Genomic DNA, 14,469 nt, shown 5'->3' on the forward strand with positions numbered 1-14,469 from the left:
AGCTAAAAATTTACCACTAAAGTTTGAAAATGATTAAAAATTGAAAAAATTCACCCATTATAAACAGGCCGACGTTAAAGATTGCGGTCCAACATGTTTAAAAATAATAGCTAAACATTACGGAAAAACAATCAATATTCAAGAGCTCCGCGACAGCAGTGAAACTACTCGTGAAGGAAGCAATTTGCTTTTTTTGAGCGATGCTGCAGAGAAAATTGGTTTTAGGACATTGGGTGTAAAATTAAATGCTGAACGATTAGAGGAGGCACCACTGCCTTGCATTTTGCATTGGAACAAAAATCATTATGTGGTACTTTACAAAATTAAAAAAGGAACTTATTATGTTTCAGATCCGGCATTTGGACTGATTGAATACAATAAAAAAGATTTTTTAAAATTATGGATTGGAAACAACGCTGATGATCAGACCAAGGAAGGAGTGGCTTTACTGATGGAAGCAACACCTAAGTTTTTTCAATCCGATTTTGATAAAGAAGATAATAATGGTGTTGGTTTTGGCTTGTTGGCACAATATGTTTTGCGTTATAAATCGTATTTGATGCAGCTCAGCATAGGGTTGTTTGCTAGCAGTTTGATAATGGCAATTGCACCCTTTTTGACCCAGAGTATTGTCGATGTCGGAATCCAGAATCAAAATCTGCATTTTATTTATCTTATTCTTTTTGCACAATTATTTCTTTTTGCAGGAAGGACAGGTTTGGAACTTATAAGAAGCTGGATTTTGCTGCATCTTTCTACGCGAATTAATATTTCTCTTATTTCAGATTTTTTCATCAAGTTGATGGATCTACCAATTTCCTTTTTTGATGTCAGAATGACGGGCGATATTATGCAACGTATCAGCGATCATCGAAGAATTGAAAAAATTCTAACTACATCATCTCTGAATGTTTTGTTTTCAGTAATCAATATGTTTGTTTTGGGCGCTGTTCTGGCTTATTTCAATTGGAAGATTTTCTTAGTTTTTTTTGCCGGAAGTTTCTTGTATTTTGTATGGATAACACTTTTCTTAAAACGTAGAGAAGTTTTGGATTATAAGCGTTTTGCAGAAGTTTCGCAAGAACAGAGCAAAGTGATTGAGCTTATTAATGGTATGCAGGAAATAAAGCTTCACAATGCCGAAAAGCAAAAACGCTGGGGTTGGGAATACATCCAGGCAAGACTTTTTAGGGTTTCTATAAAGGGATTGGTTTTAGAGCAAACGCAGACTATTGGTTCATCAGTAATTAATGAATTGAAAAATATTTTTATCATCTTTCTTTCAGCTAAATTGGTAATTGACGGCTCGATAACACTTGGGGTAATGCTGGCAATCAGTTCAATTGTTGGTAGTTTGAATGGACCAATTACACAGCTTATTGAGTTTGTAAGAGAGCTTCAGGATGCTAAAATATCTTTAGCAAGATTGTCTGAAATTCATGAAAAAGAAGATGAAACCCAGCAGGAATATCATCAGTCAAATGATGTTCCGTATAATGGGGACATTAACATCAAGGATCTTAGTTATCGCTATTTAGGATCAGATATTCCTGTTTTGAAAGATTTAAACTTGACAATTCCAGCCAATAAAGTAACTGCGATTGTGGGAATCAGTGGCAGCGGAAAGACAACTTTAATGAAGCTTCTTTTGAAATTTTATGAACCTGATAAAGGAGAAATCACAATTGGTAATGCTCAATTGAGGAATATTTCGCAAAAAGCGTGGCGTTCAAATATTGGAGCAGTCATGCAGGAAGGTTTTATTTTTAGTGATACAATTGCCAATAATATTGCTATCGGTGTCGATAAAATTGATAAACAACGTTTACTTTATGCCGCAGATGTAGCTAATATTAAAGAATATGTGAGCGAGCTTCCGCTTGGATACAACACAAAAATTGGTGCAGAAGGAACAGGAATGAGTACGGGGCAAAAACAGCGCTTGCTTATTGCGAGAGCGGTTTATAAAAATCCAGAAATTTTATTTTTTGATGAAGCAACTTCAGCTCTGGATGCTAATAATGAAAAAGAGATTATGGAAAAATTAGATATTTTCTTTAAAAATAAAACCGTTATTGTCATAGCGCACCGATTGAGTACGGTGATGAACGCAGATCAGATTGTAGTTTTGGATAAAGGAAAAATCATTGAAATTGGGAATCACTCTGCGCTTGTCCAGCTAAAAGGAAATTATTTTGAACTAGTTAAAAACCAACTGCAATTAGGAAATTAAATTATGGCAGAAGATTATAATGGATTAGAATTAAGGAGCGAGGAAGTTCAGGACATTCTCACCAAAGTACCACACTGGATGATCAGATGGGGGACGGTTCTCATTTTTACAATCATACTGATGTTGTTTTTTGTTTCCTGGTTTGTAAAATACCCGGATGTAGTGAATACTGAAATCGTAATTACGACTAATATTCCGCCAGAGAAAATTGTTTCGAAGTCATCTGGTCGTATTGAAGCTATTTTGGTCAAAAATAAAGCAGTAGTGGTTAAAAATACAACTCTTGCTATTATAGAGAACACAGCAAATTACAAAGATGTTTTTTTGCTAAAAAGCATTGTAGATAATTATAATATTAATGATTCAAATAAAGAATTCCCATTTGCTTTGTTGAAGAATGTTCAACTTGGCGAAATTGAAAGTGCTTTTGGCGTTTTTCAAAAGGATTATGAAGCAGAAAAGCTGAATGAAAACCTTAAGCCTTTTGAAGTCGAAAACAGAGCGCAGGTTTCAGAAAAAATCCAAATCAAAGAAAGACTTGAAATTCTGCAACAGCAAAAAATAATCAATGAAAGCGAACTGCAGCTTCAAAAGAATGAAATAGCCCGTTTTGAAACCTTATTCAATAAAGGAATCATTTCGGCGCAGGAAATGGAAGCGAAAAAATTAGGTTATTTACAAGCCCAGAAAAGCTACAAGGGACTTTTATCTTCGATTTCACAATTAAAATCGGCTTTGATTGATAATACAAAATTGAGTCAGACGTCACAGATAAGCGGAACTAAGGAAGAGGTGAACTTAGGACGTAATGTGGCGCAGTCTTTTTATCAACTAAAAAAAGTCATCAAAGACTGGGAGTTGGCTTATACGTTGAAATCATCGATTAGCGGTGTGGTTACTTTTTTACAGGTTTGGAATGAAAGCCAAACAATTAATGTGGGCGATAATGTGTTTTCGATTATTCCTGATGCAAAAAATGGTTTTATCGGAAAAGTAAAAGCACCAGCCTTGAATTCGGGAAAAATAAAAGTTGGACAGCGCGTAAATATTCGTCTGGCAAATTATCCTGATCGCGAATTTGGAGTTTTAAAAGGAGAAATTAAAAATATTTCGCTTGTGCCGGACAAAGATGGAAATTTATTACTTGATGTCGCTTTGCCAAACGGGCTTCAGACGTCATACAACAAACAGATAATTTTTCAGCAGGAAATGAAAGGAAGTGCAGAAATTGTGACAGAAGATTTAAGATTAATCGAAAGAATATTATATCAATTCAAAAACATTTTTGAGCAGGTTTAGAATTTTAAATAAAACTCTTTAGTCAATTCAATATATTCAGGTGTATAAACATGTCTGTCGATTTCGATAACTAATTCATCGATTTCAATTTCGGTAACTTCATTTCGGCTAAAAGCCAATAAACTACGTTTGATTTCAGATTTTGGTGCTCCTTTCACTCGAGTAATTTTTAATGGAAACAATTCAGCTTCTTTAGCTAAAGCAGTAAATTTTTCCTCTTCTTTGAAAGGAATTATGATTGCTAAAATTCCATTTTCTGAAAGTAATAAATCGGCAGCTTCAACAATTTCTTCAAAAGGCATTGCATCTTGAAATCTTGCTAAATCACGTTGCTCGTTTTCGGTCTTATAATCTTCGGCATAAAACGGCGGATTGGAAACAATCAGGTCATATTCGTCTTCCGGCTCTTCGATAAATTCATCTAAACCAGCATGAAAACAAAATAAGCGATCACCCCAAGGAGAATTTTCGAAATTTTCAACGGCTTGTTCATATGCCTCTTCGTCAATTTCAAGAGCATCAATTTGTTCAGCATTGCATCTTTGCGCAAGCATCAAAGCAATAATTCCGGTTCCTGCACCAATATCTAAAACACTAAACGGATTATGATGAATTGGAGCCCAAGAACCTAATAAAACGCCATCAGTGCCAACTTTCATTGCACAACGATCTTGCTTAATAGAGAATTGTTTGAACTGAAACATTTGATTTATAATTTATAAAGAAAGATTTTAATATGAAAGTTCATTTTTCGATTAAATAATTTAACCGATTAAACAAATAAACTTTTTATAAATACATTTCCACAAGGCCTTCAGGAAGGTTCATGATAACTTTTTTGTTCTCACGATCGATTTTTACAAGGAAATGGTCAATCATTGGAACTAAAATTTCTACATCACCATTTAGAACTTCGAAAAGTGGTTGTGCAGATGAGTCATTTATAGAAGTTATTTTTCCGAAAACACCTAAGCGTTGGTCTTCGATTTCAAAACCGATAACTTCGTGAAAATAGAATTTGTTGCCAGAAAGTTTTGGCAACATAGTTAAAGGAAGATAAATAGCATTTCCAACTAAGGCATCTGCATCTTCTTCGGTATTTACATCTTCAAAACGAACTCTCAGAAAGTCGTTTTTGTGTAAAGAACTTGTTTCAATAAAAAAAGGAACCAAGTGTTTGTTGTGTTCAACAAACACTGATTCCAGATTTTCGTATAACTCAGGTTCGTCTGTATCTAAATAGATCAGAACTTCACCTTTGAAACTAAATTTTTTAGCGATTTTACCTAAATAAAAACATTCTTCTTTACGCATTATCGCTAAGTAAAATTATGCTTCAGTTGTTTCGTTATTCTCTTCAGCAGCCGGAGCTTCTTCAGTTGCAGCTTCAACTTCAGCAACTTCTTCAGTAGCCTCAGCAGCAGATGCAGCAGCGATAGCATCAGCTTCAGCCTGAGCTGCAGCAGCTAAACGCTTAGCGTTAACTTCTTTTTCTGCTTTTAAAGCTTTTGCTTTAGCATCAGCTTGTGCTTTTGATAAACCATCTTTTTTAGCATCAACTTTTCCTGCTTTAGCTTCTAACCAAGCTGCTAATTTAGCATCTGCTTGCTCTTGAGTTAAAGCTCCTTTACGGATACCTCCATCAAGGTGGTGTTTCAATAAAGCGCCTTTGTAAGAAAGGATAGCTCTTGCAGTATCAGTTGGTTGAGCACCATTGTGCAACCATTTAACTGCGCTGTCAAGGTTTAACTCAACAGTTGCTGGGTTAGTGTTTGGATTGTAAGTACCGATTTTTTCTAAGTATTTACCATCTCTTTTTGAGCGTGCATCTGCAGCTACAACCCAGTAAAAAGGTTTTCCTTTTTTACCGTGTCTTTGTAATCTAATTTTTACTGACATAATCTTATGATTAAATTTTGAGGTACTCGACCTCTGTTAATTAAGGGCGCAAAGATATAATTTTTTTATGAATTAAACATTTTAAAAGGCATTAATTCTTTTTAAGAAGAAATTCAGTCGTTTTTTTGTTGTTTTTAAGTTGAAATTTTAAATATTTATTTCAAATGCAATACTTTTGCATTAAATCCACGAAACATGAAAAAATATTTTTATTTTTTATCACTTCTTTTTGTTGTTACTTCTTGTACTGAAGATATAAAATTTAATAATCCCGCATTTCAAGGCTTAAAAGACAATATTTTTTGGAGAGCTGTCGCTCATAAAGCTTATTTTTCTACAAATGGTAACTTAATCATTGAAGGTTCCTTAGGTTACGAAAAAGTGACATTAGAAGTGCCTTCTAATTTAGAAAAAACGTATCTTTTAGGTATAAATGATGTTTCAAAAGCATCTTATGAAAATACTTTTCCAGAACGTTTAAGTAATTTTTCGACTGGAACAAAAAAGGGAAGTGGTCAAATTGTAATTACGGATTATGATGCTGAAAACAATACCGTTTCTGGTACATTTAAATTCACTGCGATAAACTCGAACACTACTGATATTGATAATCCGAAAGTTAATTTTACAGAGGGTGTTTTTTACAAAGTTCCAATTGGGCCAAGCGTATTGTTTTAAGTTTTCTGTTTAAAGTTCATTTGTTTTTGTTGCTACAGGTTTTTGAAATCTAAATAAAAACATAAATAAACTAATATATAGTAGATTAGAGAAAAATAAGACTACATTTGCTAGATATTATAAATAAGTACATATGAACATTTTTGTTGGAAGCCTTCCATTCAGTATTGAGGAAGCAGATTTAAGAGAGTCTTTCGAGGCTTATGGAGCAGTAGATTCAGTTAAAATTATCAGTGATAAATTTACTGGAAGAAGCAAAGGCTTTGGTTTCGTAGAGATGCCAAACGATGCGGAGGCTCAAAAAGCAATTGATGAATTGAACGGTGCTACTGTTCAAGGTCGTTCAATTGTTGTTAATAAATCTGAACCGAAACCTGAAGGTGAAAGAAGAAGCTTCAATAACAACCGTGGAGGTGATTCTCGCGGAGGTTACGGAAACAGCCGCGGTGGAAACGACCGTGGAAACAGAGGAGGATATTAATATTTTTTTTCTAAAATATAAAAGGGATCAACGGAAGTTGATCCCTTTTTTTTTGTTTCAAGTTTTATTAGTTTCAGGTTTCAAGTTCCAAAAACCTGAAACCTGAAACAAAAATAAACTATTATAAATTCGCTACAAGCCAGTCACCTACTTCGCTTGTTTTGTATGCTTTTGATCCTTTTGTAGCTAAATCTTCTGTAACAATGCCTTCAGCCAAAGATTTGTTTACAACCGCTCTAATTGCGTCAGCTTCATCTTTTAATCCGAAAGCATCTTCGAACATCATGGCTGCAGATAAAATTGTTGCTAATGGATTTGCAATATTTAATCCAGTTGCCTGAGGATAAGATCCGTGGATTGGTTCGTATAATGATGTATGTTCTCCAACAGAAGCAGAAGGCATTAATCCCATTGAACCTGAAATTACAGAAGCTTCATCCGTTAAAATATCTCCAAATAAATTCTCAGTAATTAATACATCATAAGAGTTTGGCCATTGAACTAAACGCATGGCAACAGCATCAACAAATTCATAAGAAACCGTAACTTCTGGATAATCTTTTTCCATTGCCTGAACTGTTTCTCTCCATAAACGTGAAGTTTCCAAAACGTTTGCTTTGTCTACGCAACATAATTTTTTGCTACGTGTCATCGCTAATTCAAAACCTTTTTTGGCTAAACGCTGAACTTCTGCTCTTGTGTAAACACAATTATCAAAAGCAGTTTCTCCGCCATCTTTTCTTCCTTTTTCACCAAAGTAAATTCCGCCTGTTAATTCTCTTAAGAAAACTAAATCAGTTCCTTCGATTCTTTCTCTTTTTAATGGAGAATTATCAATTAAAGAAGGGAAAGTAAATGTTGGACGTACGTTAGCAAATAAACCTAATTTTTTACGCATCAACAATAAACCTTGTTCTGGACGAACGGGTGCGCTTGGGTCGTTATCATATTTTGGGTGTCCGATTGCTCCAAATAAAACCGCATCAGCTTTCATACAAATTTCGTGCGTTTCATCTGGATAAGGAACTCCAACTGCGTCGATTGCGCAAGCTCCGGTCAGAGCAGGAGTCCAAGTTATTTCGTGATTGAATTTTTTTGCAATAGCATCAGATACTTTTACAGCTTCATTTATTACTTCTGGTCCGATTCCGTCTCCGGCTAAAAGGGCTATGTTTAATTTCATTCTATTTTTTTTAAGGTTCTGAGATTCTGAGATTCTAAGGTTCTAAGTTTTTTATTCTTAGTGCCTTATTTTTTATTTTAAAGGTTTGAGTTGCTAAGATTTTAAGTTGAAAGAAAAAATCTTAGAGCCTTAGAATCTTAGCAACTTAGAACCTTAAGTAATTACATTTAGCATTTTTTGTGCTGCGATAATCGCTGCAACGGTTTGATCCGAATCTAAACCGCGGGTTTTGAATTCTTTTCCGTTGTTGACCCATGTAATGATGGTTTCGCACAACGCATCAGAACTACTTCCTGGCGGGATTCTAACTGCGTAATCAATTAATTTTGGAAGTGTAAGCTTTTTGCTTTTGTAAATCTTGGTTAAGGCATTCATAAAAGCATCAAATTGACCATCGCCTTGTGCATTTTCTTCGATGATTTCATCTCCAAATTTTAAGCACAAAGTCGTAGACGGACGCATTCCTTTTGAGTGTACTAGTATATAGGACTCAATTTTTATTTTTTCTTCGTAAGTGTGACTGTCCAAAACATCTGAAATAATGTATGGAAGGTCTTCCTTCGTTACGGTTTCTTTTTTGTCGCCCAATTCGATAATTCTTTGGGTAACCAATTTTAAATCTTCCTGATTTAGCTTTAAACCTAATTCCTGAAGATTTTTTTCAATATTGGCTTTTCCTGAAGTTTTTCCTAAAGCGTATTTTCTTTTTCTTCCAAAACGTTCCGGAAGTAAATCATTAAAATATAAATTGTTTTTGTTATCTCCGTCAGCGTGGATTCCGGCTGTCTGCGTAAAAACATTATCGCCAACAATTGGTTTGTTGGCAGGAATTCTATATCCTGTAAATGTTTCTACTAATTTGCTGACAGTGTATAAAGAAGTTTCTTTGATGTTAATGCTTACTTCTGGTAAATAATCATTTATTACGGCAACAGTACTTTCAAGTGGTGCATTTCCGGCGCGTTCTCCCATTCCGTTTACCGTAACGTGAAGTCCGTTGATGCCAGCTTTTATAGCTTCCATGACATTGGCAACACTTAAATCATAATCGTTATGAGCATGAAAATCAAAATGAATATTTGGATATTTTGCTCTGATTTTTGAAATAAATTCAAAAGCCTGTGAAGGAATCAAAACCCCTAAAGTATCTGGAAGTAAAATCCTTTTTATTGGCTGTGTTGATAAGAAATCCAAAAATTGAAAAACATAATCAGGAGAATTTCGCATTCCGTTGCTCCAGTCTTCTAGGTAAACATTGGTTTCAATATTGTTTTCTTTTGCTAAAGTAATGATTTGTGTAATTTCAGAAAAATGCTGTTCTGGAGTTTTTTTCAATTGATGTGTTAAATGATTCATTGAACCTTTAGTCAATAAATTTTGCACTTTGGCCCCGGCTTTTTTCATCCAGTCAATTGAAACACCGCCATCAACAAAAGAAAGGACTTCAATTCGATCTATATAGCCACGTTCTTCAGCCCATGAAGTAATGCCTTTTACGGCTTGAAATTCTCCTTCGCTTACACGCGCCGAAGCAATTTCGATTCTATCAATATTTAGTTCTTCCAGTAACAATTGCGCAATGGTTAGTTTTTCTGCAGCAGAAAAAGATACTCCTGAGGTTTGTTCACCATCACGAAGTGTCGTATCCATTATTTCAATTTTTCTTTTTTCCATATTGATATTCTATATTTCTAAAGGGTTGGATATTATTGATTATCCTTTATTTTAGTTTGAACACTGATTTTTACTTATTCGCTTTGCGAAGACGTGGATTATCACGGATTTTTAATTTAGTTTTAAAAAAATCTGTTTTTTTAGCGCTTTTGCGAAAGCAAATTTGTTTTATCTGTGTTCTATATTTTCTATTTAATTTAGAAAGACCCGAGAGGTTTTTGAAGCCTTTCGGGTCTAATAGACTGAATGGTATTTCTATTAGTACGGAAGTTTATCGGCGAAAGCCTTAATATCTTCCTTCATGTCTTGTAGATAATCAATATCATCAAAACCATTAATCATATTGTTCTTTTTGTATCCGTTGATAGCAAAAGATTCTTGCTGACCAGTTGACAATAAAGTGATAGTTTGGTTTGGAAGATTGATTTCTAATTCTGTTTTAGGATCAGCTTCGATCGCTTTGAAAATATTTTCTAAAAACTCAGGACTGATTTGTACTGGTAAAACACCAATATTCAAACAGTTTCCCTTGAAAATATCGGCAAAGAAACTAGAAACTACGGCTCTAAAACCATAATCGTAAACTGCCCAAGCAGCGTGTTCTCTTGAAGATCCAGAACCGAAGTTTTTTCCTCCAACCAAAATTTTTCCTGAGTAAGTTGAATCGTTTAAAACGAAATCAGCTTTTGGAGTATCATCTCCATTATATCTCCAGTCTCTAAAAAGGTTATCTCCAAAGCCTTCGCGCTTTGTAGCTTTTAAGAAACGAGCCGGAATAATTTGATCTGTATCAACGTTTTCAATTGGCAGTGGCACTGCACTGCTGGTAAGTATAGTAAATTTATCGTATGCCATTTTAATTTTTGATTTTAGATTAACGATTTCTGATTTTAGATTTATTGTTAGAATGTAAAATTATAATCGTTAATTTTTTTTAATGTAATTGAAATTTTAGAAGATTTTTTTAATGAAGCGTATCGAAATCTGAAATCAAAAATCGTTAATCTTCATTCTTAAATCTTTAAAAAAGCTCTCTTGGATCTGTTAGTTTTCCTGTAACTGCAGCAGCAGCAGCCATAATTGGACTTGCTAATAATGTTCTTGAACCAGGACCTTGACGACCTTCAAAGTTTCTGTTTGAAGTACTTACTGCATATTTTCCAGCAGGAACTTTGTCATCGTTCATTGCTAAACAAGCTGAACAACCCGGCTGACGTAATACGAAACCAGCTTCAGTTAAAATATCTAAGATACCTTCTTCTTTAATCTGAGCTTCAACAACGTGAGAACCTGGAACTAACCAAGCCGTAACATTATCTGCTTTTTTTCTTCCTTTTACAATTTCAGCAAAAGCTCTAAAATCTTCAATACGTCCGTTTGTACAACTTCCTAAGAAAACATAATCGATTTGTTTTCCAATCATTACGTCGTCTTCGTGGAAGCCCATGTAAGCCAAAGATTTTTTGTAAGTTTCCTCACCGCCTTCAACTTCTTTTGCACTTGGGATATGTTTTGTGATACCAATTCCCATTCCTGGGTTTGTACCATAAGTAATCATTGGTTCGATATCTTCAGCTTTGATGTTTAATTCAGCATCAAATACAGCATCAGCATCAGTTTTTAAAGTTTTCCAGTATTCAACAGCTTTTGTCCAAGCTTCACCTTTTGGAGCGTATAATCTTCCTTCAAGGAAATCGAAAGTTGTTTGGTCAGGAGCAATCATTCCTCCACGAGCACCCATTTCGATACTTAAATTACAAACTGTCATACGACCTTCCATAGTCATGTTTTCAAAAACATCACCAGCATATTCAACAAAATAACCTGTTCCTCCAGAAGTAGTTAATTGAGCAATAATATAAAGTGCAACGTCTTTTGGACCAACGCCTTTACTTAATTGACCATTTACGTTAATACGCATTTTCTTTGGTTTAGGCTGCATAATACACTGAGTGGAAAGCACCATTTCAACCTCAGAAGTTCCGATACCAAAAGCAATAGCGCCAAAAGCACCGTGAGTAGACGTATGCGAATCTCCACATACAATAGTAGCACCTGGCAAAGTAATTCCGTTTTCAGGACCAACTACGTGTACAATACCATTTTTTTGGTGACCTAATCCCCAGTGAGAGATTCCGTATTCGTTTGCATTATCTTCAAGAGCCTGAAGCTGATTAGCAGAAAGCGGATCTTGAACTGGTAAATGTTGGTTTATGGTTGGTGTATTGTGGTCAGCAGTTGCAAAAGTACGTTCTGGATATAATACCGAAACACCTCTTGATTTTAATCCTAAAAAAGCAACAGGACTCGTAACTTCATGAATGAAATGGCGGTCAATAAAAAACACATCTGGTCCATCTTCAATTTTACGCACTACATGTGAATCCCATACTTTGTCAAATAATGTCTTACTCATTTTTTATTTTTTTTAATTGTAATTTCTATAACCACAGCAATTTCCTGTTCATTATAATAGCAAAACAAAAGTAAAAAAAGATACAAAAGCGTCAATTTCGATATTTCATTATATACGATACCCAAACCGGATTACAAATTGCCAATAAGCTTTTCCAAGTTAAATTTTGGCAGAAAAATGATGTAGAAAATGACTTTGTTTTTCTTTTTCGGCTTTAATTTTTATTGATTCCTTTTTGTTTTAATAGTTTGCAAATTTATCTCAAAATCACTATAAAATATAAGAATTTTATTGAAAAAATCTAACAAAATACATGAAAATAGTAATAATTGTTAGTTTTTAAATTTTTGCAAAAAGAATGCTTTTTAAGTTTTTTATAGCTTTTAAAGGAGTTTTTTAGACGTTATTTAGATTTAATAAACTATCTAAATACTACGACATCCAAGAAGTGTATTTTTATGAAATTTTATGCTTTTTTAAGACAAAAAGGGCTTTTTTGAAAGGAATATTTTGGAGACTAATTCAGTGAGTTTTTAAACTCTAAAGGAGTAAGATTGGTTTTCTTTTTGAATAATTTACTGAAAGATTGAGGATATTCAAAACCCAATTGATAGGCAATTTCGGCAACCGAGAGATTTGTCGTCATCAGGAAATCTTTTGATTTCTCAATTAGTTTTAAATGAATGTGCTGCTGTGCATTTTGCCCCGTTAAATTACGAAGCATATCGCTTAAATAATGACTGGAAACGTTAACTTGTGAAGCAAGAAAATCTACCGTAGGCAAACCTCTTTTTAGCGCTTCGGCATTATTGAAATAATTATTTAAAGTATCTTCTACTTTAAGTAATAAATCATTACTGATCGTTTTTCTGGTAATGAATTGGCGTTTGTAAAAACGATTGCTGTAATTCAGTAAAACATCGATATAAGAAACGATTACATCCTGACTCATTTCGTCAATAGCCGTATGAAGTTCATTGTCAATGCTATTCAATAATCCTATAACGGTAGTTTTTTCACTGTCAGAAAGATGCAGTGCTTCATTCGTATCATACGAAAAGAAACCATACTTTTTGATGTTTTTGCCTAAAGGATAATTTCTAATAAAATCGGGATGAAATAAAAGTGTGTATCCACTGTATTCGGCACCTTCTTCGTTTTCAGTAAAGATTAATTGATTTGGAGAAGAAAACATCAATCCGCCTTCATTAAAATCATAATAACCTTGTCCATACCCCATTTTACCATTGGTTGAAAACTTGTATGATATTTTATAAAAATCAAGCAAAAAAGCATAATTGGCTAAATCTTCATTTATGACAAATTGTGTATTGTCTACCAAACTAACCATTGGGTGAAGTGGTTTTGGTAGTCTAAGCAGATCATGAAATTGCGATATAGACGAAATTTTTGCAGGATTGTTTTTCTTGTTTTCCATGATATAAAAGTATGAAATTAAAAGATTTCTACCGTTCAGGTTTTTAAAAACTAAACGGTAGAAATCTAGCTCATTATGCTCCTAAAAATTGTTTACCGAATGCCGCACGAAAAACTTCGTCGCCTTGTTCTAATCTTTGTTGATAAAGTGCTTTTGCGTCTTCACCGGCCACATATCTTAGTTTGGTTTTTCCATCTGTTGCAGCTTCATAAACTACATCGGCGATTTGTTCAGGAGTCGATGCCATTTCAAACATTATATCCACATTTTCGAACATTTTGTCTGCCATTGCTTGGTATTCAGGTTTAACTCCTGTGTCAAGAGAACCATGAAGAAATTCTGTTTTGATACCGCCCGGAGAAACCGTTTTAATGTCTATTCCAAATTGATTTAATTCATAAGCCATGCTTTCGCTCCAGCCTTCTAATCCCCATTTTGTAGCGTGATAAACAGATCCTAAAGGAAAAGAAATCAATCCACCGATAGAAGTTGTTGAGATAAATAATCCGTTTCTTTTTTCTCTGAAATACGGAATAAAAGCATTCGTAACACGAATAGTACCCAATAAATTAGTATTTAACTGTTTCGTGATTTGATCATCGTTAAAACTTTCCAAAGGACCAATCAATCCGTAACCAGCATTATTAAAAACGACATCAATATCGGTTAATGCAATCGCTTTTTGAACCGTACTTTGAATTTGGTCATAATTGGTAACATCTAAAGGCAAAAGTGTTATGTTTTTTAATTGAGAAAGTTCAGTTTCTTTTTCCGGAGTTCTCATTGTTGCGATTACGTTCCATCCTTTTGCTTGAAATAATTTTGCTGTCGCTTTTCCTAAACCTGATGATGCACCTGTGATAAAAATTGTTTTCATGATTATTATTTTTTAATTGTTATAATTTGATGAAGCAAAGTTCAGGATACACTGCAGTTTAAAAGTGTTCATTTTGGTCTAATGAGTATCCAAAATGAATAATCGAAGTTTTTTAAGAAAAAAAGAATCAAATTCGGTTGTTTTTGCGTTTAGAAAACGAAGATGTTAATTATGCTTTTGTTGATAACTTCGTTTTTCATTCGCTTAAAAAAAAGCGTAAATTTGAATTTCTTCCATTTTCCATTTCACATTTTACTATGTTTCATATTGTCAATGTGTTGCAATATGTAA

General features: G+C 34.1%; 13 protein-coding genes. 4 read left to right on the forward strand and 9 right to left on the reverse strand.

All coding sequences use genetic code 11. The features are described 5' to 3' along the window. The first annotated feature begins 40 nt into the window (after positions 1-40). Complete coding sequence (locus ACWA1B_RS03750) at positions 41-2,233, forward strand: peptidase domain-containing ABC transporter (protein ID WP_456904519.1); 2,193 nt, start codon at positions 41-43, stop codon at positions 2,231-2,233. Positions 2,234-2,236: 3 nt separating this feature from the next. Then, entirely contained in the window at positions 2,237-3,532 is a 1,296-nt protein-coding gene (locus ACWA1B_RS03755; RefSeq protein WP_456904520.1) for an HlyD family secretion protein, read from the forward strand. Here ACWA1B_RS03755 and ACWA1B_RS03760 read toward each other — a convergent pair. From ACWA1B_RS03760 to ACWA1B_RS03770, 3 genes are all read right to left on the reverse strand, one after another. Continuing rightward, positions 3,529-4,236, reverse strand: coding sequence for a tRNA1(Val) (adenine(37)-N6)-methyltransferase (locus ACWA1B_RS03760; protein WP_456904521.1), 708 nt, complete (start codon positions 4,234-4,236; stop codon positions 3,529-3,531). The genes ACWA1B_RS03755 and ACWA1B_RS03760 overlap by 4 nt on opposite strands. 85 nt (positions 4,237-4,321) lie before the next feature. Next, a complete protein-coding gene (rimM, locus tag ACWA1B_RS03765; RefSeq protein ID WP_456904522.1) occupies positions 4,322-4,846 on the reverse strand; it encodes a ribosome maturation factor RimM in 525 nt (174 codons plus the stop codon). Between the two features lie 15 nt (positions 4,847-4,861). Next, complete coding sequence (locus ACWA1B_RS03770; protein WP_035646095.1) at positions 4,862-5,431, reverse strand: 30S ribosomal protein S16; 570 nt, start codon at positions 5,429-5,431, stop codon at positions 4,862-4,864. A gap of 195 nt (positions 5,432-5,626) precedes the next feature. Here ACWA1B_RS03770 and ACWA1B_RS03775 point away from each other — a divergent pair, with 195 nt between their 5' ends. Further along, positions 5,627-6,109, forward strand: a complete 483-nt coding sequence (locus ACWA1B_RS03775) for a DUF6252 domain-containing protein (RefSeq protein WP_456904523.1) — start codon at positions 5,627-5,629, stop codon at positions 6,107-6,109. A 133-nt stretch (positions 6,110-6,242) separates the two neighbouring features. After that, positions 6,243-6,590, forward strand: a complete 348-nt coding sequence (locus ACWA1B_RS03780; RefSeq protein ID WP_456904524.1) for an RNA recognition motif domain-containing protein — start codon at positions 6,243-6,245, stop codon at positions 6,588-6,590. A gap of 121 nt (positions 6,591-6,711) precedes the next feature. Here the strand turns inward: ACWA1B_RS03780 and leuB are convergent, their stop codons facing one another. From leuB to ACWA1B_RS03810, 6 genes are all read right to left on the reverse strand, one after another. Beyond that, positions 6,712-7,773 (reverse strand): 3-isopropylmalate dehydrogenase, encoded by a 1,062-nt coding sequence (gene leuB / locus ACWA1B_RS03785; RefSeq protein WP_456904525.1) that lies wholly within the window; start codon positions 7,771-7,773, stop codon positions 6,712-6,714. Between the two features lie 153 nt (positions 7,774-7,926). Further along, positions 7,927-9,447, reverse strand: a complete 1,521-nt coding sequence (locus tag ACWA1B_RS03790; protein ID WP_456904526.1) for an alpha-isopropylmalate synthase regulatory domain-containing protein — start codon at positions 9,445-9,447, stop codon at positions 7,927-7,929. 258 nt (positions 9,448-9,705) lie between these two features. Then, positions 9,706-10,302 carry a 3-isopropylmalate dehydratase small subunit gene (gene leuD, locus ACWA1B_RS03795; RefSeq protein WP_456904527.1) on the reverse strand — a complete coding sequence of 199 codons (597 nt, stop codon included), beginning with the start codon at positions 10,300-10,302 and terminating at the stop codon, positions 9,706-9,708. A 166-nt stretch (positions 10,303-10,468) separates the two neighbouring features. After that, entirely contained in the window at positions 10,469-11,863 is a 1,395-nt protein-coding gene (gene leuC, locus ACWA1B_RS03800; RefSeq protein WP_456904528.1) for a 3-isopropylmalate dehydratase large subunit, read from the reverse strand. A 517-nt stretch (positions 11,864-12,380) separates the two neighbouring features. Beyond that, positions 12,381-13,301 carry a helix-turn-helix domain-containing protein gene (locus tag ACWA1B_RS03805; RefSeq protein WP_456904529.1) on the reverse strand — a complete coding sequence of 307 codons (921 nt, stop codon included), beginning with the start codon at positions 13,299-13,301 and terminating at the stop codon, positions 12,381-12,383. Positions 13,302-13,374: 73 nt separating this feature from the next. After that, on the reverse strand, positions 13,375-14,178 hold the full coding sequence (locus tag ACWA1B_RS03810) for an SDR family oxidoreductase (protein ID WP_456904530.1): 804 nt from the start codon (positions 14,176-14,178) through the stop codon (positions 13,375-13,377). Positions 14,179-14,469 lie beyond the last annotated feature (291 nt).

Source organism: Flavobacterium xizangense (genome assembly GCF_054075145.1).

What these genes read in the sequence shown, in the direction of transcription:
- ACWA1B_RS03755 (WP_456904520.1), top strand. Translation starts at nt 2,237, where the DNA reads ATGGCAGAAGATTATAATGGATTAGAATTAAGGAGCGAGGAAGTTCAG.
- ACWA1B_RS03760 (WP_456904521.1), bottom strand. Translation starts at nt 4,236, where the DNA reads ATGTTTCAGTTCAAACAATTCTCTATTAAGCAAGATCGTTGTGCAATG.
- rimM (WP_456904522.1), bottom strand. Translation starts at nt 4,846, where the DNA reads ATGCGTAAAGAAGAATGTTTTTATTTAGGTAAAATCGCTAAAAAATTT.
- ACWA1B_RS03770 (WP_035646095.1), bottom strand. Translation starts at nt 5,431, where the DNA reads ATGTCAGTAAAAATTAGATTACAAAGACACGGTAAAAAAGGAAAACCT.
- ACWA1B_RS03775 (WP_456904523.1), top strand. Translation starts at nt 5,627, where the DNA reads ATGAAAAAATATTTTTATTTTTTATCACTTCTTTTTGTTGTTACTTCT.
- ACWA1B_RS03780 (WP_456904524.1), top strand. Translation starts at nt 6,243, where the DNA reads ATGAACATTTTTGTTGGAAGCCTTCCATTCAGTATTGAGGAAGCAGAT.
- leuB (WP_456904525.1), bottom strand. Translation starts at nt 7,773, where the DNA reads ATGAAATTAAACATAGCCCTTTTAGCCGGAGACGGAATCGGACCAGAA.
- ACWA1B_RS03790 (WP_456904526.1), bottom strand. Translation starts at nt 9,447, where the DNA reads ATGGAAAAAAGAAAAATTGAAATAATGGATACGACACTTCGTGATGGT.
- leuD (WP_456904527.1), bottom strand. Translation starts at nt 10,302, where the DNA reads ATGGCATACGATAAATTTACTATACTTACCAGCAGTGCAGTGCCACTG.
- leuC (WP_456904528.1), bottom strand. Translation starts at nt 11,863, where the DNA reads ATGAGTAAGACATTATTTGACAAAGTATGGGATTCACATGTAGTGCGT.
- ACWA1B_RS03805 (WP_456904529.1), bottom strand. Translation starts at nt 13,301, where the DNA reads ATGGAAAACAAGAAAAACAATCCTGCAAAAATTTCGTCTATATCGCAA.
- ACWA1B_RS03810 (WP_456904530.1), bottom strand. Translation starts at nt 14,178, where the DNA reads ATGAAAACAATTTTTATCACAGGTGCATCATCAGGTTTAGGAAAAGCG.